The sequence below is a fragment of the Vibrio harveyi genome, assembly GCF_030060435.1.
Classification (GTDB): domain Bacteria; phylum Pseudomonadota; class Gammaproteobacteria; order Enterobacterales; family Vibrionaceae; genus Vibrio; species Vibrio harveyi.
The window spans coordinates 1-21328 of the sequence record NZ_CP125876.1 but is presented as its reverse complement, the minus strand read 5'-3'; the positions used below and the strand labels follow the sequence as shown (position 1 = coordinate 21328).

The following is a 21328-nucleotide window of genomic DNA, read 5'->3' as shown; positions in this document are numbered from 1 at the left end:
TAAATTAGCGGCGTTTTTATATATTGTTGAACGATTTAAAAACGAATCGTTCACGTGCACAATTGTGATTTAGTCGTAGATCGTTGGGATCGGCTGACGCTTGTGCTGAGTCATTTTGTAGATAGCCACAAGGCGATCGCTGACTTCTTGAGATACTGGCTTGCCTTCTAGGAAGTCATCGATTTGTTCGTAAGTTAAACTCAGAGCATCTTCATCAGCTTTTTGAGGATCAAGCTCTTCTAAGTCTGCCGTTGGTACTTTCTTCACGAGTTGCTCAGGCGCACCCAATGTTGCTGCAACTTCGCGAACTTGACGTTTGCTCAAGCCGAATAGTGGTGCCATATCGCACGCGCCATCACCGAACTTAGTGTAAAAACCAGTGATGTTTTCTGCTGAGTGATCAGTACCAAGAACCAAGCCACCAACGTAACCAGCAATTTCGTATTGAGCGACCATGCGTGCACGCGCTTTTACGTTACCCTTCACGAAGTCCACTTTTGCAGCATCCGTTGGAAGAAGGTCTGTTCCTTCAAGTGCGACGTGAGAAGCGGCATGAAGACCATCGACACCGGCTTTAATGTTTACTGATACAGAGTGCGTTGGTTGGATGAAAGAAAGTGCGAGCTGTGCTTCATCTTCGTCTTTTTGTTCGCCATAAGGCAAACGAACAGCGATAAACTGGTAGTTGTTGTCACCAGCTTCTTCGTTTAGTTGGTCTACAGCCAGTTGAGCCAAGCGACCACATGTCGTTGAGTCAACGCCACCGCTAATGCCAAGAACAAGAGACTTACAGCCTGCTTCTTGCAATTTACGCTTAATAAAAGCGACACGGCGTTCAATTTCGAAATGCGGATCGATAGAAGGGAGTACTCGCATTTCATCGCGGATGGATTGTTCCATTTAGGGTTCCTTTTCCTGCAAATATGTACGACACCAAGTGAGTGTGAATAAATTCATACTGTCGCAGACGTTTATAGTTCACAAATGGCGATAAACCATGCAGTTGATGTCTATAAACGTCGCTTTAGTGTCAAAAAGCTCTAAAGATTAGTAGTATCATACCGAATTCATCGGATTAGAAAACTCTCTTCAACCAGGTAATCACCGGATATGAAAAAAATCGCCGTTTTTGGCAGCGCATTTAACCCACCAAGCTTAGGTCACAAGAGTGTGATCGAGTCACTGAACCACTTTGATCTTGTGCTATTAGAACCAAGCATTGCACACGCTTGGGGCAAAAATATGTTGGATTACCCAATTCGGTGCAAACTGGTTGATGCCTTTATTAAAGACATGGGGCTTTCTAATGTTCAACGCTCAGACCTTGAGCAAACTTTGTACCAACCAGGACAAAGTGTGACGACTTTTGCGTTATTAGAAAAAATTCAAGAAATCCATACGCAAGCCGATATAACTTTTGTCATTGGTCCTGATAATTTCTTCAAATTTGCTAAATTTTACAAAGCAGAAGAAATTACGGAACGTTGGACTGTGATGGCATGCCCTGAGAGAGTGAAAATCAGGAGCACCGATATTCGCAATGCATTGCTCGAAGGTAACGATATTAGCGGGTATACAACATCAACGGTCAGTGAATTATTGCTAAGCGAAGGCTTATATAAACAATCGTAATCTGAGAACTGAGAGGTCAGGTTTTCATGGTCAGAATCGTCGTACTTAGTGCATGCGCAATGCTTGTGGCAACACAGGCGAGTTCCGCATGTAACTATTTATCTGATCGTTCCGTTGTATTTGCTGATAACACCATGCCAGTTTGTGAAGACATCTTTGACAGTGTTGGCGTTCTTAGTATCGATACGCTCAATTGGTATACCGCAGAAAAACAGATAGAAGGTCCGACAGAAAGTTACTGGGATCAATGGGCGTTCAAGTCTGAAGACTCTCCAATACTTACTCAAAATTTAGATAGTAACTATTTTGGGCTCGGGTTATGGATGCCAGAAGAACTGCGTGATGATGAAGCCAAAATGAGTACAGAAGAGTGGCTGAGAAGTCATGGCTTAATGTTTAGCATCGGCTTTGGTGACAAGAACGGCAGTGAACCACGAATGCGTGTTGATTACCGCTGGCATGAATACTATGACGCTGATTGGATGATGCAGATCGAAGTACCGTTTTAATATTCGAATCAAAATAAAAAGGACGCACATTGATGCGTCCTTTTTGTATTCTATTGCGACTTACCCTTTATAGCGCTTCCCCAAACACCAAAAAGCAAAGCTGTTCGTATTCTTCTTCATTGTCGTTAAATAGCTTCGCAACGATATCCGCTTGTTTTTTGCCGGATAACTTCATCTTGCGTGCTTCTCGAAGCGTTAATACTAGACAAAGCTCAATGGAAATCTGAGATTCACAGCCTGGTTTCCACTTATTGATAGAATCCGTTAATGCTGAACTGGTAAGCATTGGTTTGAGTGTTAGCACTTCGTGTTTCACAACCGCTAGCAAGTCGAGCTGATGTTCGCTGCGTGCTTTTGTCATCACCAACTTTTCAATCAGCGCTGACAATAACACTGGTTGTTTCACGTAGCCTGCTTGTTGAGCAAATGCATCAGTTAAGCGCACAGAGAAGTCACAGCGAGTTACTCGTGTGTTAGGTAAAAAGGTGAGGGAGCTCAAACATCCCTGAGGAATCCAGAAGTGTTGACCCGGTTCAATGGCATACTCATGTTTACCCAATTTAATGATCGCCAAACCTTCCACTACTGATAGTAAGCTGTGTTTTAGCGCTTTTTTACGCGCAGCAACATTAAGAAAAGGGTAATTAGCGTCGTGAAATTCAATTGCGTAGTTCATTGTGAATACCAGAGTTTTTGGGGCGCTAAGGGTAACGCTAAACCCCTAAATTGCCAACCGGATAACAGATTTTTTTGCGAATAGAAATTGTAATGCTACTGGTATGACCATGTTAAAAGTATGGTCTGAAATACTGCGGGTTGGCAAAACAATGCGTAAAATGTGCCAGCTTTTTTTGAAATGAATTGAATAATGACTGCCAATAACGATCCTTATATTGAAATTCGTCCATACAACGACGAAGAAATTCCAGCTGCGCTGGACCGCCTGATCAAAGACGATGAGTTTATCAGTGCGATTTTAAACCACCGTTTTGCAAACAAAGCGGCGTGGTTCAAAACACTCATGAGTCCGATTATCCGTGTCTACTTAAAAGCGAAGTGGAGTAAACTGGATTCTGTGGAAGCCATTCAGCTAGAAGTGAAGAAGTACCTTAAAGACACACTAGATACGACTACTGACGGAGTTACTTTTTCTGGTTTGGACAAACTCGACAAGAACACATCGTACTTGTTTGTCTCTAATCACCGCGATATCGCAATGGACCCCGCGCTTGTTAACTTTGGTTTACACCAAACAGACCACCGTACAGTGCGTATTGCGATTGGTGATAACCTGCTTAAGAAACCTTGTGCGACGGAGCTAATGAGGCTCAACAAGAGCTTCATCGTAAAACGTTCGGCGAAAGCACCACGTGAAATGATGAAAGCGCTTGGTCTACTGTCGGGCTATATCAAGCACTCTTTAGATACCGGTAACTCAATCTGGATTGCGCAAAAAGAAGGTCGTGCGAAAGACGGTAATGATTTCACTGACCCAGCAATCTTGAAGATGTTCCATGTTGAAGGTCGTAAGCAAAAAATCAGCTTTGGTGAATACACTCGTTCACTGAAGATTGTGCCTGTTTCTATCTCTTACCAAAATGACCCTTGTGATATTGCAAAAGCTAAAGAACTGTATGAAAAAGCAGAGAACGGCAGTTATGAAAAAGGTGAGTTTGAAGATATTGAAAGCATCATCCAAGGTATCGTGGGTTACAAAGGTAAAGTGCATGTCGCATTTGGTGATGTGATCGATCAAGAGTTCGAGACGCCGGATGAGTTGGCAAACGAAATCGATCGCCAAATCCACAATAACTACCGCGTATTCCCTATCAACTTGCTCGCTGCGGGTCGTGAAGACGAATCGATCACTGAGTCAGTAAAATCTCAGTTGCAAGAGAAACTTGAACAGCTACCGACAGGTGCGCACAGTTACTTGGTTGCAAGTTACGCTAACCCAGTAAATAACCAAGAATAACCTTGCTATTGTCCATTGCGCGAAGTAGCAATGGACATTCAATTGCGAGGAACGGGACCTAATCGGAATCTATCTCAGGCGTGTTATTTGTTAGATTCTGAGCTCGTTCCTCACTTCAATTACTTTTATGGTGCAACCGCACCGCCTAAGGTCAAATTCGTTGGCCACTTTGTCACTCGATTTCCTCCCAAGAAGATGTTGCCTTTGACTGTCATGGTGTCAGGAAATGTTGTGACCTTTGAACCTCCTATATAGAGGTTACCATCCACCACCAATCCTTCTGGTAGTTCAGTCAATGGTGTCCGAATGACGCTCAAGTCGCCTTTTACTCTTAGTCTTGCTGGTAGGTTAGTTAACGGGGTATCGGTTAAATTCAAATAACCACCCAGTTTTACACCGCGAGGCCAGCGTTCAACTTTACTACCAAGTAAATTTGCATAGCCTTTAATTTTAACTCCAGGTCTTATCGTTTTGAGGGCGCTATTCGTTGCTTCAAGGCTGCCTTGAACATCGAGTCCTTTAGGAAGTTTAGTAATCGGTGTCTGGGAAATATTGAGGTTTCCTTTTACGACAAGACCATCAGGTAGGGTCGTATAGGGCTTGTTGCGGAGATCGATATTACCGTAGTTGTCGGTATGACCGAATTTAGCATAGTAATCAAGCTCGTAAGCGATAGAAGAGCTCGAGAAAAACACCAGAGCTAATAAAAGAGGGAAAATGCGCATAGCAACCACAGTATTGGTAAAAGCGAGAAAAGGATAACGTAAAGCTTGGGGGGCTGCTACCTATCCATGTCTCAAGAATATGAGATGCTGCCAAGAACTGAAAGCGCTTCTTTGTTAGTTTTATGGCTCTTCATTAAGGGGATATTCATGAACGTAAGATCGATTTCTGTTTTGCTTGCAAGCGTTGCTGCTGTTTTATCAAGTTTTGCGATGGCGAAATCCTATAGTACGCCAGATTCAAAAGCGTTAGTGGTGGCAGACGGTAAGCTAGGGCAGCGTGTTTGTTACTATGACGACAAAGCCTACACTACTGGGGCAGTGCTAAACGTAGATGGGGTGCTACTGATGTGTACCGATGAAAATGATTTTGAAACTAATGGCTCGTTGAAGTGGGTTGTGTTTCAGAAAGACAAGAAATAGATAGGTTCATCAGAGATCAAAAAAGCGAGCTGGATGCTCGCTTTTACCTATCTAACGATGAAATATCGACGATTAACGCGCTAGAGAGCGAGTCTTAAGTTCGAAGATTAGCTTTTCAGCGCTTACTTCAAACTTGAATCGAGCAGTAAGCTCTTTCGAATCTTCCGTTAGTTCAGAAACGTTGTATTCAACGCCTGTACAAACTTGTTTTGCTAGTTCGATGTATTTCGCCAACTCAGCTTCAAGTGCTGCTTTAGTCTCTGCGAAAATCGTTACGTCAGCGACATCGTCGCCTTCTTTGATGATAAAACCCATTTCACCAGCGCAACCGCAAGCTTCACATACTTGGTTTTCTTCTAATTCGACACTCATAACGAATCCTCTTGTAAATACTGTCAGTATTCTATCAGGTATTTGATCTCTATCTACAAAAATGAATGATTTTGGATAAAAAAAGGACAGTATGTTATGTTGTTAATGGAGGGTTAACTAATTTTATTAGAACTTCCTTAAGGAAATTAGTGTGATATGTATCAATATTTAAAATCAATTAACCTAGATATTCGTGAGATTTCTGTCAGGTGAGTTGAACTGGGGTTCAATTTATAAGACTATTTCCGGATTAATTATTTTTACATAATTATCATTCTTAGCCTGAGAATAGTTTCGATGAATGATTTGGTGCAAGGTTTTGATGGAGTGGACTTTTCGCCATATTTTGAGTCACATGTATTGACAGAAATATCACTGTAAATTGCACGTTACGCAGTGCAGTTTAGTTATGATTGGTCCTCTAACTTTGATGTTTGAGGTATACAGTACATAATGCTGAGGATGATTTTCATTCTGGCCTCATTTAATTGTGAGTTAGATGGATTTACAAAGAGAAGAGCTTAAAATATGCCAAAGCGTAGTAAAGAAGATACCGAAATCACTATCCAGAAGATCATGGATGCCGTTGTTGATCAGCTTCTGAGACTTGGTTATGACAAAATGTCTTACACCACGTTAAGCCAGCAGACAGGTGTATCGCGTACAGGTATTAGCCACCATTTCCCTAAGAAAACGGACTTTACCGCCGCTTTAGACGGTCGTATTTTCAAAATGTTCGTTGAACATCTAGAATTCGATAAAGGTCTAGAAGCGTTTTCAAAGAGCTGGATCACGGCTCTAGAAGACTCTGAATTCTTAGCGATTTTGCGTCTATTATTCCACCATATTGTTACTTCTGAGAGCGCGCACGAGTTTGCGGCAAACGGCATTGATCGTTTGTACAAAATGGCTGAGAGCCAGTTTGGCGCAGGCAGTGACAAAGAGCTAGAGTGGTTGATTGGTCGCTCATTGATCCAAATGAGCAAGTAACACCACAGTAAATAGCTAAAACCAAGAGGCTGTTTGGCTCTTGAGTGTGTTTAGACCTGATTTCAAAGTGTTTGAAGTCAGGTCTTTTAATTTCTTTATGTTGGCGTTTAGCCGACGTTTTTGCTTTCTATCTTTCTCATTAAACGCGTCATGTTTGATGAAATTAACCTTTTCCTATCTCCTCTAGACTTCACCCCATCATCTCTTTTCTTTGCTGCCTATCGAGTTGACGATCTTCATACATTGACAGCAGGAATGTAATGTATGTATGGCGTCAGACAATGAGTTCATTTACAAATTTGCGTCGTCATTTATTCCTTTTTTCAAAATAATCTTACTGTCTGTTTTGTTATTTTTGTGTCATAGAGAGTTATCGAGCGCAAAGAATTCATGCACTTCGGTTGGAAACTGCGCCAATCTGTTCTTATGCTGAATAATAACCTCAAGTTATTAACGAAGTGGAACATGGCTAAAGATCTATTCTCAACTCTTGACTTAAACCTGCTCAGGACATTCATCATTCTTCATCAAGAGCGCAATATGCGGCGCGCTGCTGAACGTTTGTTTGTTTCCCAACCCGCCGTGAGCAAAGCGCTACAAAGATTGCGTGATCATTTTGAAGATGAGCTTTTTGTGAAAACTCACCATGGTTTGCGAGCAACCGAATATGCCAATGATCTTGCAGAGAGCTTAGCGCCTTTGTTGGACGATATTTCCATAACGATAAATGGTTCCAAGGCATTTAACCCACTGGAAATGAACGGCACGGTAAAGATCGCTCTGGCACCATTTATTCTTAGTTCTTACGCGAGTGAGATCTTTCAAGCCATCAGGCAAGCTGCCCCTCATGTCCAAATTCATTTGCTGAATTGGTCTCGCTCAACCATGGAAGAGATCATCAAGGACGAAGTTGTGTTAGGAGTTAATTACGAAATAAACCATGCACCCAAAGAGCTTCTGACTAAAATGATCGTTAAAGATGAATTCTGTGCTTATGTGCGAAAAGATCATCCTCTGCAAGGTCACCGACTGCAGATATCTGATTGCAATGATCTAGAATTTGCAACTGTCATCGCTGCTGACTGGAACTCGAACATTTCTTTTTCAGAAAAGATCATGAAAATTAAAGGGGTAGAGCCAAAAATTGCTTTTAGATCAGAGCTTCCATCAGCCATCATCGACGTAGTCGCAAACTCAGATATGGTGTTTCCTGCATCAAAAACCGTCAATGTCGATAAACTTTATAAGCTACGTAGGTTGGATATTGAGTTGGATGGTATGGTGATAGAACCATGCTTGCACGCTTACTTCCATCATAAGAATCGTCGCAACGAAACCGTGCACTGGTTACGTAATATCGTGACCGAAGTGATCATTAGTCACCTCGAACGCCCTCAAGAACAATAATAACCATCGGTTATCAAGCTCTCTACCTTGGTTTATTAATAACCCGCCGTTAATGGCGGGTTTCTTATAAGCGATTAGAGCAATAAAACACCGCTCAATATACTTCTCTTCATCGGGCAGGGAGTCCACTGAATCTGCAAGAGGCAGCCCTGAATTTCGACAAATTAAGAGAGTAAATCATGAAAGTTAAATTACTAAGTGCAGTTATCGCAGCGTCTTTTCTAGCCGGTTGTTCATCATCTGGTTCTTCGGACTCCCCAAGTGAGCCTGCAGGAGTTGCATCGGTACAAACCTTCGAAGGTGAGCACTTTGATGGCATGGCAATTCAAGGTGACAACGGCGAATACAACACAGTGGCTATTCGCGGCGTAGAAGGTAACACCGTATTCAACGTTGGCGGTGAGCTGTACTTCACTGACGGCGATGTGGTGAAAGACGCTTCAGGTAACGTAGTTGGTAACATTGAAGTTCGCAATAATGAATTGGTGTTTGTGAATGACAAAGGCTTTATTCACTTATCTGTTGACGATGGTCGTCTAGTAGTCGAAGAGGTAAAACCTAAGATCGAGCATCCTATTGAAGAAGATGTAGATCCTGGTTACGGAGGCGGTGTTGTTCCTACATATGGTGATATCATCGAGCTTGAAGGCGCTGCGGTTATCGTTGGTGATAATGGCAACCATGTGTTCATCAGTAAAGACGAAACAGGCACGATAAACATTGCCGTTGGTGATTCGGGTGCCTCTTACACCGTTAATGGTAGTGAGATTCGTAATGAAGACGGTGAGATTGTCGGACACACTTCAAAAGAGGGTGATAACTACATCGTACGCTTAGAAGATGGTACAGAAGTCGTATTCCGTAATGAAGATGGTCGTTTATTCGCAGGTGTTACGAACCGCCCGGATATTAGCCATCCAATTGAAGGTGTGCCAATGCATCCAATTGAACTGCCGTCGCCAGTTAACCCAATCGAGCCGGAAATTGGTCACCCGATCGAAGGTCCAGTAAATCTTCCTGCAAATGAGTTAACCAAAGAACAGCGTGCGGAGCTGCAACAAAAGGTTCAATCTCTGTCACAAGAGCAACGTCAGCAAATAAAAAGAGCGATTCGCGACCGCGTTGAGCGTTCGTAAGCTAATCGCATAAGGGTAAGTAGCAAGGAGCCGCTTGAATAAAGTGGCTCCTTTTTTTGTTTTAACTCTTCTTCACAGGTCTCTCCAATGAATAAATCTTTGACATTGCTTTGCACGCTCTTTGCTATCCCGTGTTTTTCCGCTGACTATAAAATGCCAGAGTTTGGATTGGACGTATCCAATACAGATGATGAATGGATTGTCACTGCCAGCGGCTACTTACAAGCAACGGAAGAGTGGAATATTTCAGCGGAAATCGACTCGACTGGTTACCTAGAACTTGGGACTGGATATGGTGTCATGCTGGGACAGTTTTATACCGAGGCTTTTGTGAGTTACGGACGTGCTGATTTGTTTGATGTGTATGACGCCGGCGTATTTACTGGAACAGCGTTGGGTGAAGATTGGATGGTTTATGCCAATAGCTCTCACGAATGGAGAAAAAGCGCTATTGGTAAGTCATTTCCGGCATTCGAAAATACAACAAGAGAATGGAGAAACACCATCGGGGCAAGTTATACACCAATTGAATTTGTCAGCCTCGGCTATGCTTATAACTACGATAAAAAGCTCACGGAAGGCGGTCATCGTACAAACCATGAAGTGCGAATTACATTAAAACCAAAGTGGGTTGAACCTTACGTGAAATACACATTTGGTGAACATAGAGTCTCTCCAGGTTCCACGAAGGTAAGTGAAGAAAATAGTGTGGAGCTAGGCGTTAACTTCAACTTTTAAGGAGTCGATATGAACATACAATCAACGATGATTGAATACGCAGTGGCGATTATGGGGTTGCTCTTGACGGGAATCACCCTCTAAGCCGGAAGCTTAGAGGGTTTAGTAAATTAACGATTGATATTGTAGCGAGCCATTGCTGCTTCTTCTGCTGTCACGACTGTTTTACCGATCGGAGCTAGAGAGATAACCGCAAGTTTCAGGTGTTGAAGGGCAAACGGGATGCCGATGATGGTGACAAAGCACGCTACGGCAGAAAGTACGTGACCGATTGCCAACCAGATACCTGCAAACACAAACCAAATTACGTTACCAATGACACCAAGTGGGCTCGTGCCTATGTCCATTTCATTGGTTAATTCATCTCGTGAGACTGCTTCTTTACCGAATGGGAAGAACGAGAAGTTCCCCATTACAAAACAAGCGCGTCCCCATGGAATGCCGATGATGCTGATGAATGCTAGAAGTCCAAAGAACCACCATAGCAAACCCATGAATACGCCACCGAAGACAAACCAGATGATGTTGCCGAGTGTTCTCATTTAAAACCCTTTTTGATTTATAGCGTTGTGTTAAGTATGTCACACGAATCTTAACAGAGGATGAATGGACACACTTTATCTTAAATAAGCAATCATTGATGAGAACACAGATTTAATACAGGTATTAGACCGCATGAGATGGAGTAAAGAAAAGGCTCTCAACGAGAAATGTCGAGAGCCTTTCAGGTTAGGCAGTAGCTAAGTTCAAGCGAGGGACTGGCTTGTCATTGATTGGCAGGTGAATCAGTGCTGCAATAAATGCTAATACAACGGTTGACCACCAGATTGGGTCGTACGAACCGTAGTAATCGTAAATACGACCACCAACCCAAGCTCCTAAGAAGCTACCTACTTGGTGCGTAAAGAACACCAAGCCATACAAGGTGGAAAGGTAACGGGCTCCAAAGATTTGACGAACTAAGCCGGAAGTCAGTGGCACTGTGCCTAACCAGCAAAAGCCAATTGCACCGCCAAAGATAGCAGCGGTGTGTTCGGTGACAGGTAGCGTCACAAAAGCACCGATTACGACTGTGCGCATCAAATAAAGTGCAGACATAACATGACGCTTGTTAAAGCGGTCTGCCATTACACCCCAGAAGTACGAGCCAAAGATGTTGAAAATACCGACGTACGCTAGCGCCATTGCCGCCGTTGATGCCGGTAAATCTTTATCGGCTAAGTAACTCGGCAGGTGAGTCGCGATGAACATTACGTGGAAACCACAAACAAAGAAGCCAGCATGGATTAGCCAATAGCCTTTATGTGAAAAGGCTTCTTTCAATGCTTCTTTTAGAGTTTGTGTGTCTTCTTGAGCATTAGTTGCATTGCTCGCTTGTGGTTTCGCCGTTCTCATGAACAGTGCAAACATGATCATAAAGCTACACAGTACAGCGAATGCTTGAAGCGCGCCTTGCCAGCCAAAATCACTCAACAGCGCTTGGGCACCTGGGATCATGGCGAACATACCGAATGAACCTGCGGCTGTTGTCAAACCAAATGCTTTCGCAGCATGTTGCGCAGGGACGACCTTTGCAACGGCACCTAGCACGATCACGTAACTGGTCGCGCTCAGACCAAAACCGACCAAAACGCCAAGTGACAGGTACATCATGGTTGGTTCAACTGCGATGGAAGTCAGGTAGAGACCCAAAGCGTAAGAAATGGCACCTAAAATGATAATACGCTTCGCGCCCCAACGATCTGAAGCCATACCAACAAACGGTTGGAACACACCAAACAACAAGTTTTGCAATGCAATAGCAAAGCTAAAGAACTCGCGACCAGTGTGAAAGTAGTCTGAAATTGGCATCATGAAAATGCCGAAAGATTGTCTGATCCCTAGACAAATAATCAAAATCCCTATTCCAAGCCAAACAAGAATTGGAAATCGGAAAATACTCATAATTTGCTCTTATTAATGATGGTGGTGATGAGAATGATCATGATGCTCGCCGTCGCCTGTGGTTTGGTGACAGCCGCTGTTGATGGCTTGCTCTGCTAATATTTCCAGCAACCTAGGAGAGTGATGGACGATAACTAAAGATAGCCCCAACATGACGGACATTCTCAGCACCTGAGCGAAAATGGATTGAGAAAAAAGCATGCATTGTGCGCTCAAGTAGAAAAATGAGCGCGAAGTGTAGAGATAATTGTCTAGCGAGACAAATTACAAAAAGTGAATAGAGGTATGCGTTCTATGCATACCTCTATAATATTTCGTTTATAGCTTTTGTTCTGCAGTTATTAGGGGGACGCGGGTAGAGACTGCGTGTAAGGCAATGTTGTGGATCATTTCGTCAACCGTTGTGCAGCAGTCCATAAGAATTGAGACATCATACTTTTCTGCCGCTTTAGAAATTGCAGTATGAGTGACACAGTTTTGCGTCATCATACCGCATACCAATAGTTCTGTTACCCCATGTTTTTGCAGCACTTCTTCAAGGTTTGTTTGCTCAAAGCTGTCTGCAAAGTGCTTGATAACTACATCTGCACTCGGCGCCAGCGCTAAGATCTCAGGGTGAATATCAGCACCTTCGGACCCCTCATTAAAGAAAGGTGCAATACCCATTGCCGGATCCGCAATGTGCTGAATATGAATGATAGGAATATTTTTCTCATTCGCTTTAGCAATTGCGCTCTTGATGTTGTTTAGCGTTGCTTCTGTATTCCATAGAGGAAATTTACCATTTGGGAAGTAGTCGTTTTGTAGATCGATAACAAGAAGTGCTGCTTGGCTCATGGTGTTTTCCTTTTGTTTTCAGTGAATGTATTGCTTTGGTATGGGAGCTATTATGCGTGCTTTCTTTTATCTTGCTCAGTGTCTAAAATGACAAAAAATAGGTTAAAAACGACAATTGGAATGAATGAGATAAACATTGCCATTGTGAGCTATCCGGGCGCCTCCAAAGCGTCAGTCTTTGGTTTGCAGGAGCTGTTTGAGATGGCAAACCGCGCTGCGATTGAGCTGGGTGCTGAATGCCGCTTTGATGCAGACATCATTGATTGGCAAGAAGACGTTATTCGAGCCGGTGATTTCACGGTCGTCATATTGCCGCCAAGCGGCGCGGAGCAATATTATCTTTCGCCAAGTGAGGCGTTAACATCTTGGCTGTTTGAGCAACACAAAGCAGGAGCGGTTGTTACGTCTGCATGTGCCGGGGCTTTTGTTCTCGCTCAAGCTGGTTTGTTGAACAACAAAGCGTGCACGACACACTGGGGGCTTGCAGGGTTATTCCGAGATAGGTTTCCTAACGTGAGGCTTAAGCCAGAATCCATCCTTATCAATGAGGGCAGTATCATCACGGCTGGTGGCATGATGTCTTGGCTCGATCTGGGGCTGGAGTTGGTATCTCAGTTAAGCACACCTGCAGTGATGCGGTTATTGGGAAAGATGCTGGTGGTTGATACTGGTGCCAGAGAGCAACGTTTTTATCAGCAATTCATGCCTAATTTTCAACACGGTGATAGTGCCGTTCTTAGTGCTCAGCACTACATGGCCGATCATTTCTCCCATATGATTTCAAACCAAGCTCTATCGGAGATCAGTTGTTTAACTGAGCGCACGCTTCAGAGACGTTTCCAAAAAGCGACAGGTTTGAACTTGAATCAGTATCTACAACACCTCCGGGTACAAAAAGCATGTGACTTGCTGGAATCAAGCAACCTCGCTTTTGAGGCGATTGCTTACCACGTGGGGTATCAAGATGCGAGCGCGTTTCGAAAAGTATTCATTAAAACCATGGGACTGGCACCCAAAGCATTCCGCGCTCGTTTTAGTGCTTAATTATCGACGCACTGATTGTTCAATGTGCTGACAAATCGCTTCGGCAAGTTGATGACTAGCAATGTTGCGCTGGACAATTTCAGTGGCGACTTTACCTGATTGAATGACGTTAAACCAATCAAGCAACATAGAGTGGAAACCTTTACTGGTCAGCATTGGCGTCCAATCTTTCAAGCTGAGCTTTTGCTCTTGATTGTCTTGCCACATTTTCCCTTCAACAAATGAATCAAATTCAATCGCTTTATTTGAATAGCAAGCTTGGACTCGCTCCGTTGTGATACCAAAATGGCGGTTCATTGATGCGTGAAACAGTGTCTCACCATGCTGCCATTGGATATCTAAACGAGCCAGTTGATCGCCTTCCATTTGGTGCGTAATGTAAGCGTCTTGTAGATCTGCTTTGGTCGTAATGTTCACGCTATCGAGAGGGTGGATAAAATCATCGAAAATGAAGGTACGAATATCCCCCGGTAATTGATGACGATTCTTCTCCCAACGTATTGATTTCAAGCCTGAAAGTTCGCCTTGCTGTACGCCCGGCATATGCTGATTGTAGAGCGGAATGTGACGGCGATTGAAACCGACATACAAAGGCTGATTCACGCGTTCTGCTAGTTCGTATAGCTTTTCCACCTCAGCAGCGCTGTCTGCCAAAGGTTTGTCAACAAATGTCGGGATGCCTTGTTCTAAAAAGAAAGATGCGATTTGAGGGTGAATGCTCGTCGCTGCATGAATCATTACTGCATCCACACCCATGCCAACCAACTGTTGGTAGTCCTGACAGGTTTCTGTGATGCGATATTGTTGAGCCAGTGTGTTAAGTGTATTTGCGTTACGGGTACAAAATACCAGTTCAACATTTGGAATCTGGGTGATAACAGGAAGGTAGGCTTTTTGAGCAATGTCGCCCAAGCCAATGATGCCAATTTTCATTTGGTTCTACTTTGTTCGTTGACGGGATAAACATTATAACGAGAACCTGTTGGATTTCTGAGAGCAAAAGGTCATAAAAAAGCCTGATTCATATGAATCAGGCTTTATCGTGCTGTTTGATACTAAGATGTTCTGCAGGTTTTAAAGATATCCAAATCTCCATCATAAGCATCGGTTTCTACGTCCATGATGCCGAGTAAAGAGTGGAATACATTATCGTGAGAGTGCGTCGCGGTTTGTTGCGCCTCTTGTTCCAAACAATCAGTATTGATGTGTTTAGCTTGCTTAAAGCCCGGAGACATCCAAAGTATCATAGGAACACGCTTTTGGAAATCAGGCGCCAATCCGTAAGGCATGCCGTGTAAGAACAAGCCATTTTCACCTAAAGACTCACCGTGATCAGAAACATAAATCATGGCCGTATTGTATTTGTCTTCTAGCGCTTTCAATTTCGCTATAGTTTGATCCAAAACGAAGTCCGTGTAGCGAATAGTATTGTCATAAGTATTGACGATTTGTTCAACGCTACAGTTTTCGATGTCTGCACGAGGGCAGTCTGGTTGGAAGAAGGCTTTGTCTTTTGGATAGCGTTGGAAATACGTTGGACCATGACTACCAATGAGATGCAGCGCAACAAGGCGGTTACCTTTCATGCTTGCGATTTGATCATCTAGGTTATTTAGCAATGCGATGTCATAGCAAGTGCTGCCGTTGCACTGTTCATTTTTCTGGCTGCGGTCCACATCCATCTTATTGATCTTATGCGCGACGCCTTTATCTCCGCCGTCATTGTCTTTCCACATCAAATCAATGCCAGCACGTTGCATTATATCCAAAGCATTGTCTTGGTTATCTGCTGTACTACGATCGAAGTCGCTACGAGGCAGTTGCGAAAACATACAAGGAACTGACACCGCTGTTGCTGTACCGCAAGAGGAAACGTCTTGGAATGAAATGACGTCTAGCTTGCTGGTGTATGGGTTGGTTTCGCGATCGTAACCGTTGATTTGGTAGTTTTGAGTACGCGCAGTTTCTCCCAATACGAAGACAACCAGAGTAGGCTTCTCTTTGGCTTGTTCTAAAGCTAGCTGAGATTGCTTAGCATCAGTGCCAATCTCACGGTATGGTTGTGGTGTTGTCAGGTAGGTTTCTTTGACATAACTAGAGATCGCATACACGTACTGAGTAGGGATAATGATTTTCTTTAGGTAGCTATTATTACGACCAACGGATGCGTAGTCTTGGTAATACAAACCAGCAATCACCGCAATGATCGCTAAAGAAGCAAGCATTGAGACGATTTTAGTTAATGTGAATCTTAGCCAGTTTCCTTTTAGCGGTTGAAACTTCACTTTAAAGACAAGTAATGCAGGAAGTACCCCCATCAAAACTGTCCAGATCAACGAGTAAGCGCTGAAGTAAGAACTTGCTTCACTGGTATCAGTTTCGACAATATTGGTGATCATGTCGGTATCGAAGAGTGTGCCGTAGTTGTAGCTCGCGTAGCTCACTATACCAGAGGTGATCAGCAATAAGATAAAGAATGGTTTACTGATCCAAGGCCAACTGAACAAGTTGAATAAGAAGTTCAGCGCTGCAAAAAAGAAGATGGGAATGGTAATAATGAAACCGATCTTAACTTGATCGAGATTAGTAAGGATGTGAACCAATTCCTTGTAAATGGGAATGTTCACCACAAGGGCGAAATACAAGGCGAGTAAAAGCGTAAAGGTAACGTAAGAGAGACCTTTAGTTGGTAGTTCAATTGTCTTCATAATTGACGTACTTCGATGTAACTAAATTAAAATCGACGCCCAAACAAATAGGGCGAGAACAAGCGCAACAAATACTGCTGCGGAACCAATGTCCTTGGCTCTTCCACTGAGTTCATGCCAGTCATCGCTGACACGATCGACAACCGCTTCGATGGCGGAATTAATCAATTCAACTATTACAACCAGCAGCAAGCTGCTGATCATCATTGTTCGTTCAAGCATGGTGACGGGAAGCAAGAATGCAGCGATAGAGAGTACTAACGTCAGTACTAACTCTTGTCTAAATGCTGCTTCGTTAATCCATGCTGCTTTCAATCCTTGAAGTGAATAGCCGGTTGCGTCCAATATCCGGCGAATGCCTGTTTTTCCTGGTTTCAAAATGGGGCCTATACTGCTGAGCCAAAAAAGAAGGGGCGCTTGAGGGATAAGCATCCCCTGATAAAAGAAAAGGCATCAAATTGCGAAAGTTGAGAGTAATAGGTCGAGCGTGAAACATTTGTGAAAAAGATGTCGCCTGACTATTATTTTATGCAATTGATGCTAATTTATACGTTATTAATCAAGGTCGTATACGGTATAGCCTTTATTTTCTAGGCATTTACGAAGCACGAGCGATTGGGTTTTGGTTGAGTCATTTGCACCGCCAAGTGCACCTGCGCCAGCACCGACTGCTGAACCAGCTACGGCACCTACGGCAGCACCACCGACGCCATCTTCTAGTGCGCCAGCTACGGCACCAACAAGAGCACCCGTCACAGCTCCATTTTTTGCTTCAGTTTTTGCCGCTTCGCCTTTGTCGACTTTTTCGGCATAACCTTGGCAATAAGCGAAGTCTTGCTCGTATTGAGCTTGGTCGACATTGGTCATATCAACGACAGGCTTTTGGTTGTAGGCACAAGCAGCAAGTGTGGAAGAAAGGGTGAGGAGAAAAAGGTGTTTATACATTTTTGTAATCCATTATTGCTGTGAATTGATGGATTAAATGTACACTGTTTTATTTTTGAGCTCTGTCTATCGTATGTATTGAAATGTCGTGTTTTGTAACAACAAGGTAGGAGTTACTGATAAGTTTATGATTTTATTTTTGAAAGCATACCGTGAAGCATGCGCCGCCCAAAGGACTGTGAGAGACAGACACGCAGCCATCTTGTAACTCGACAATCTGTTTTACGATGGCGAGCCCTAAGCCAAAACCACTGGTGCTTTTGTTTCGCGCTTTATCGGCGCTATAAAATGCATCGAACAAGTGAGGCCAGTTTTTCTCTTCAATTCCGCAGCCGTCATCGTGGATCTGAATACAGCAGTGGTCGGGAGTATCAACCAGCTCCAAAACGATCTGCTTTTTCGCATAACGCATTGCATTGCGAAGTAGGTTATCGAGTGCACGTTTGAGCAGTGTTGGATCGGCGTTGACAACCACGCCTTGTGATTCGGCATCATCAATCACAATGGATAAAGGCGTATCGCGCTGCCATTTAGGAAGAAGCGATTGAAGAAAGCGAGATAACACCACGGTAGATGTTTGTATCTCGGAATTTGGTCGCTCCATTTTTGCGTAGTAGAGCAATTCTTCAACCATTTTTTCCATATCGTCAATGTCTTCTACAATGCTATCGACGTATTTTTGCTGATGCTCATTTAACGAAGCGTCCGCCAGAAGATCGGCTTGCCACTGGAGTCGGAAGATTGGTGTTCTTAACTCATGAGCGACAGCATTGGTTAGCATTTTGTTACTCGTAATAAGACGAGAGACCTTCTCTGCCATATGGTTAAAGCTTTTGTTTAATGTTCCCACCGACTTCGCGCTGGAAGTATCGGCGCGAGCATTAAAATCACCGGATGCAAAATCCATCGTAACCTTCTCTAATGCCCTTACGCGGCGGCTTAAAAACCAAATCAGCAGAACACAATACAGTGCAAATCCAGCGAGGAAGAACAGCCAAACGATATTGTCGTCAAAATTAATGGCTTGAATGATTGGGCTGTTGGGGTTTTGGCTTAATTTGAATACTGGCGAGCCTGGTTCAAATCGAAACCATAAATCTCGATCCTCATCAAACGCGGTATTGACGGAAGGATCTTCATCGAAAGCCTGTTGAACCTCAAGAGGGACACTAGTCATCTCTTGAGCGATCAACAACATATGGCTAGAGGTTGCGAATTTCTCCAATTGTTGAATGGTGTAGTCTTCACCTTTCTCACGATAAATCGGATAAATAAGCTCATGGAAAGCTTGCGCCTCATGCTCTTCCAGTAGGTAGTCGTAGTCAGTGTTCAGTTGATAAACAATGATTTCGTAACCAACTAAACTGGCGACAAAAAGAATAATCAGACCTAAGAAGCTTTCCAGATAAATACGTTTCATTACGCATTCCAAGCATCAGGCATAAACAAGTAGCCTTTACCACGCACAGTGATGATCTTTTGTGGTGGAGTGGTGCTGTCGCCCAGCTTTTTGCGTAAGGTAACGATGCGGTTATCGATAGTACGGTCAGTGCCGTCATATTCGATACCACGTAAGGTTTTTGTTAGCCACTCGCGAGAAAGAGTTTGTTCAGGGTGGTTTGCGAGGACCCAAAGTAAGTCAAATTCACCATCGGTTAGGGCAATGGGCTCATGATTTAGAGCGCAAGCCTTACGTAGGCGGTTAAGGCATAATAACCCCACTTCTAGACAAGTATCGGAATCAGACGTCGTTGCCTCCTTACGACGCAAAAGCATGCGAATTCGAGCAAGCAAAACTCGTGGTTTGATTGGCTTGTTTACGAAGTCATCTGCGCCGATTTCAAGGGCAGCGACGTGGTCAAAATCATCGTCGCTAGCAGTTAGCATCAAGACTTTGCCTTTAAAGCACTCGCGAATCTGGCGGCAGACGCTCAATCCATCTTGGCCAGGCAACATTAAATCAAGCAGTACGAGGTCGGGCTGAGCCTCTATAATCGCATCTGGAGCATCTGTTCCATTATCGATACAACGGACGTCGAAGCCTTGTTCAACAAAGTATTCGCTTAACATGGCTTGCAGTTTAGGATCGTCTTCAACGATGAAAATTGATTGCTTAGTGTCTTGTACATTCATGGCAGTGATGCGCTTTGTAGGAATTCTTCCTGAAACTTAAACAAATTTGTCAGTGATTTCAATAAACATCAATAGTCTTGTGGAATTTATAGACGGCATTGATTGAACTTAACAACCAATAAAAAAAGCTCCGACGTTTATCGGAGCTTTTGAGAGTTAGAAGTCGATGCTAGCTAGCTTGAGGAGCGGGTGTCGAGTTTGTTACTTCAACTTGTTGCTCTTGTGCTTGTTTTGCAAGAAGTTCGTCTTGTTGGCGTTGATGCTCCATAATTTGTCCATAGTTTTGCTTAAGGTATTGGAGTGTTTTAACCGCCGCGATGAAGAACACTGGCACGATCAATACGATGATCAGTACAGGGAACGCTTTAAGGATATTCAAGTCAGCATTAATCAGTAAGAAGATGATTGGTAGTGCTGTTAGCAATAAGCACCAGAACAGACGAAACATTGGGTTTACGTTTGCTTCTTCATCTAGCTGTTTAGTTGCGATGCCTGCTAGTGAATACGAGGTGCCATCTAGTGTTGTTACTGTAAACAGAATCATCGTGACTAGGTAGATAGCAGTTAGCAACATTGGAATAGATGTTGAGTCAAATACTTGCTTCACCAACTCAGTTGGCTGACCTTCACCAATCAGTTTGACACCATCAACGACGCCGTTGTTTACAAGATCCATTGAGAAGGTGCCACATACACCGAAGATAACCGCAGAGCCCATTGTGCCGCCAATCACGAGGATGAGAACCACGTCTTTTAGCTTCTGACCTTGGATGATCTTAGTGATGAAGACACCTACACCCGGTGAGTAAGAAATCCAGTTCGCTAGGAAGAATACCGTCCAGTATTGAGGGAACAACGTTGTGCCATATGGATCTGTGTTGGTGCTCATGCGGATGTATTCAGTCAACATGATACCAATGCCATTGGTTAAGTTGTTCATGATCAGAGCTGATGGTCCGATGATGAAGATGATACCAACAAACGCTGCACAGATATAAATGGTTGCACTAGATAGGCGGGCCATGCCTTTCTCAATGCCGATGTAAGAGCTGAGAGAGAAGATCACTGACAACCCAAGGATAACGCCAATACCCAACATTAAATTGTCTGGAATGCCCGTTAAGCTCGCTAGGTTAGAGGAAATCATCGGGATGCCCAAACCTAATGTTAATGCGGTTGCGGCAAGCGTTGTGATGATAAACAGTAGGTCAATAAACTTTTGCGCCCAAACCGGTAAACGGTCATCAAACAGTGAGTTAATGACACCACTTAAGCTCATTCGACGGCTTTTCTTTAGGTAGAATACGACGGCGAATGGGATGGCTACAATGAGGTAGATAAACCAGCCTGCTGCGCCCCAGTGGAACATGTTGTAAGCCGTAGCGTATTCCATTGCCATGGCTTTATCTGTAATACCGAACTGAGGGTCCATGAAGTAGTATACCGCTTCAATAAAGCCCCAGTACATGGTGCTTGCGCCCATGCCCGCAGACAATGCCATTGCGAACAGTTGGAATTTCGTAAACTTAGGTTTGGTGTCACCCATACGAATATCGCCATATTTAGAAAAGGCGAGGAACAATAGGGCACCTGTTGCAAAAAGTGTGTACCAAAGGAAACCAGAACCGAAGTTAATGACGGTAAAATCTAGCATGCCGCTCATGGTGCTTTTTACGGCTTCTGGGTATACCACTGCAAGAATACCTAGAAGCAGTACAAATCCAAAACTGCCAAAAGTAAGTTTCCAGTCGATTTCTGAAGTATTCAATTTCATTGTGACTTTCCAATATTGTCTATTAATGAGAATACTCGG

General features: G+C 43.5%; 24 protein-coding genes. 9 read left to right on the top strand and 15 right to left on the bottom strand.

Going from position 1 to position 21328, the window contains the following annotated elements; all coding sequences use genetic code 11:
- Positions 1-69: 69 nt before the first annotated feature.
- A complete protein-coding gene (gene nadE / locus QMY49_RS16545; RefSeq protein ID WP_047515263.1) occupies positions 70-900 on the bottom strand; it encodes an NAD(+) synthase in 831 nt (276 codons plus the stop codon).
- A gap of 210 nt (positions 901-1110) precedes the next feature.
- Here nadE and QMY49_RS16540 point away from each other — a divergent pair, with 210 nt between their 5' ends.
- Both QMY49_RS16540 and QMY49_RS16535 read left to right on the top strand, forming a co-directional pair.
- Positions 1111-1632, top strand: a complete 522-nt coding sequence (locus QMY49_RS16540) for a nicotinate-nicotinamide nucleotide adenylyltransferase (RefSeq protein WP_074051725.1) — start codon at positions 1111-1113, stop codon at positions 1630-1632.
- Between the two features lie 26 nt (positions 1633-1658).
- Positions 1659-2141, top strand: a complete 483-nt coding sequence (locus tag QMY49_RS16535; RefSeq protein ID WP_005453441.1) for a hypothetical protein — start codon at positions 1659-1661, stop codon at positions 2139-2141.
- A gap of 67 nt (positions 2142-2208) precedes the next feature.
- On the opposite strand, the gene QMY49_RS16530 is transcribed toward QMY49_RS16535, so the two are convergent.
- The gene (locus tag QMY49_RS16530) at positions 2209-2817 is read right to left on the bottom strand and encodes a cupin domain-containing protein (protein ID WP_283315499.1); all 609 of its coding nucleotides are present in this window, start codon (positions 2815-2817) and stop codon (positions 2209-2211) included.
- Between the two features lie 192 nt (positions 2818-3009).
- On the opposite strand from QMY49_RS16530, the gene QMY49_RS16525 reads away from it, so the two are divergent.
- The gene (locus QMY49_RS16525) at positions 3010-4116 is read left to right on the top strand and encodes a 1-acyl-sn-glycerol-3-phosphate acyltransferase (protein ID WP_005453443.1); all 1107 of its coding nucleotides are present in this window, start codon (positions 3010-3012) and stop codon (positions 4114-4116) included.
- Between the two features lie 125 nt (positions 4117-4241).
- Here the strand turns inward: QMY49_RS16525 and QMY49_RS16520 are convergent, their stop codons facing one another.
- Positions 4242-4841, bottom strand: a complete 600-nt coding sequence (locus tag QMY49_RS16520) for a hypothetical protein (protein ID WP_017819336.1) — start codon at positions 4839-4841, stop codon at positions 4242-4244.
- Between the two features lie 147 nt (positions 4842-4988).
- Between QMY49_RS16520 and QMY49_RS16515 the strand changes: the two genes are divergently transcribed.
- Positions 4989-5261 (top strand): YnjH family protein, encoded by a 273-nt coding sequence (locus QMY49_RS16515; protein WP_005453446.1) that lies wholly within the window; start codon positions 4989-4991, stop codon positions 5259-5261.
- A 72-nt stretch (positions 5262-5333) separates the two neighbouring features.
- Here QMY49_RS16515 and QMY49_RS16510 read toward each other — a convergent pair whose 3' ends face one another.
- Complete coding sequence (locus QMY49_RS16510; RefSeq protein ID WP_005453449.1) at positions 5334-5633, bottom strand: YfcZ/YiiS family protein; 300 nt, start codon at positions 5631-5633, stop codon at positions 5334-5336.
- Positions 5634-6161: 528 nt separating this feature from the next.
- Here QMY49_RS16510 and QMY49_RS16505 point away from each other — a divergent pair.
- The 4 genes from QMY49_RS16505 (at position 6162) to QMY49_RS16490 (ending at position 9904) form a co-directional block, all read left to right on the top strand.
- A complete protein-coding gene (locus QMY49_RS16505) occupies positions 6162-6623 on the top strand; it encodes a TetR/AcrR family transcriptional regulator (RefSeq protein WP_005453451.1) in 462 nt (153 codons plus the stop codon).
- Between the two features lie 465 nt (positions 6624-7088).
- A complete protein-coding gene (locus tag QMY49_RS16500) occupies positions 7089-8030 on the top strand; it encodes a LysR family transcriptional regulator (RefSeq protein ID WP_009697126.1) in 942 nt (313 codons plus the stop codon).
- 179 nt (positions 8031-8209) lie between these two features.
- Positions 8210-9166, top strand: coding sequence for a hypothetical protein (locus QMY49_RS16495; protein WP_049536479.1), 957 nt, complete (start codon positions 8210-8212; stop codon positions 9164-9166).
- A gap of 87 nt (positions 9167-9253) precedes the next feature.
- On the top strand, positions 9254-9904 hold the full coding sequence (locus QMY49_RS16490; RefSeq protein ID WP_222325210.1) for a hypothetical protein: 651 nt from the start codon (positions 9254-9256) through the stop codon (positions 9902-9904).
- Between the two features lie 110 nt (positions 9905-10014).
- Here the strand turns inward: QMY49_RS16490 and QMY49_RS16485 are convergent, their stop codons facing one another.
- From QMY49_RS16485 to QMY49_RS16470, 4 genes are all read right to left on the bottom strand, one after another.
- A complete protein-coding gene (locus QMY49_RS16485; RefSeq protein ID WP_047515274.1) occupies positions 10015-10446 on the bottom strand; it encodes a YccF domain-containing protein in 432 nt (143 codons plus the stop codon).
- Positions 10447-10633: 187 nt separating this feature from the next.
- On the bottom strand, positions 10634-11848 hold the full coding sequence (locus QMY49_RS16480) for an MFS transporter (protein ID WP_038899558.1): 1215 nt from the start codon (positions 11846-11848) through the stop codon (positions 10634-10636).
- 12 nt (positions 11849-11860) lie between these two features.
- Positions 11861-12010: a hypothetical protein gene (locus QMY49_RS16475; protein ID WP_009696272.1), complete on the bottom strand. Its 150-nt coding sequence runs from the start codon at positions 12008-12010 to the stop codon at positions 11861-11863.
- Positions 12011-12166: 156 nt separating this feature from the next.
- Positions 12167-12685, bottom strand: coding sequence for a cysteine hydrolase family protein (locus QMY49_RS16470; RefSeq protein ID WP_017188693.1), 519 nt, complete (start codon positions 12683-12685; stop codon positions 12167-12169).
- Positions 12686-12805: 120 nt separating this feature from the next.
- On the opposite strand from QMY49_RS16470, the gene QMY49_RS16465 reads away from it, so the two are divergent.
- Positions 12806-13729 (top strand): GlxA family transcriptional regulator, encoded by a 924-nt coding sequence (locus tag QMY49_RS16465; protein WP_283315488.1) that lies wholly within the window; start codon positions 12806-12808, stop codon positions 13727-13729.
- On the opposite strand, the gene QMY49_RS16460 is transcribed toward QMY49_RS16465, so the two are convergent.
- From QMY49_RS16460 to QMY49_RS16430, 7 genes are all read right to left on the bottom strand, one after another.
- Positions 13730-14662, bottom strand: a complete 933-nt coding sequence (locus QMY49_RS16460) for a Gfo/Idh/MocA family protein (RefSeq protein WP_050941009.1) — start codon at positions 14660-14662, stop codon at positions 13730-13732.
- Positions 14663-14784: 122 nt separating this feature from the next.
- Positions 14785-16437 carry a phosphoethanolamine transferase gene (locus QMY49_RS16455; protein ID WP_283315486.1) on the bottom strand — a complete coding sequence of 551 codons (1653 nt, stop codon included), beginning with the start codon at positions 16435-16437 and terminating at the stop codon, positions 14785-14787.
- A gap of 21 nt (positions 16438-16458) precedes the next feature.
- A complete protein-coding gene (locus QMY49_RS16450) occupies positions 16459-16815 on the bottom strand; it encodes a diacylglycerol kinase (protein WP_005453489.1) in 357 nt (118 codons plus the stop codon).
- A gap of 177 nt (positions 16816-16992) precedes the next feature.
- Positions 16993-17382 carry a glycine zipper family protein gene (locus QMY49_RS16445; RefSeq protein WP_274882027.1) on the bottom strand — a complete coding sequence of 130 codons (390 nt, stop codon included), beginning with the start codon at positions 17380-17382 and terminating at the stop codon, positions 16993-16995.
- Positions 17383-17515: 133 nt separating this feature from the next.
- Positions 17516-18802: an ATP-binding protein gene (locus tag QMY49_RS16440; protein ID WP_283315483.1), complete on the bottom strand. Its 1287-nt coding sequence runs from the start codon at positions 18800-18802 to the stop codon at positions 17516-17518.
- Positions 18802-19515, bottom strand: a complete 714-nt coding sequence (locus QMY49_RS16435) for a response regulator (RefSeq protein ID WP_005453495.1) — start codon at positions 19513-19515, stop codon at positions 18802-18804. Before QMY49_RS16435 ends, QMY49_RS16440 begins: the two co-directional genes overlap by 1 nt.
- Before the next feature lie 169 nt (positions 19516-19684).
- The gene (locus QMY49_RS16430) at positions 19685-21289 is read right to left on the bottom strand and encodes a BCCT family transporter (RefSeq protein ID WP_005453498.1); all 1605 of its coding nucleotides are present in this window, start codon (positions 21287-21289) and stop codon (positions 19685-19687) included.
- Between the last annotated feature and the right edge of the window lie 39 nt (positions 21290-21328).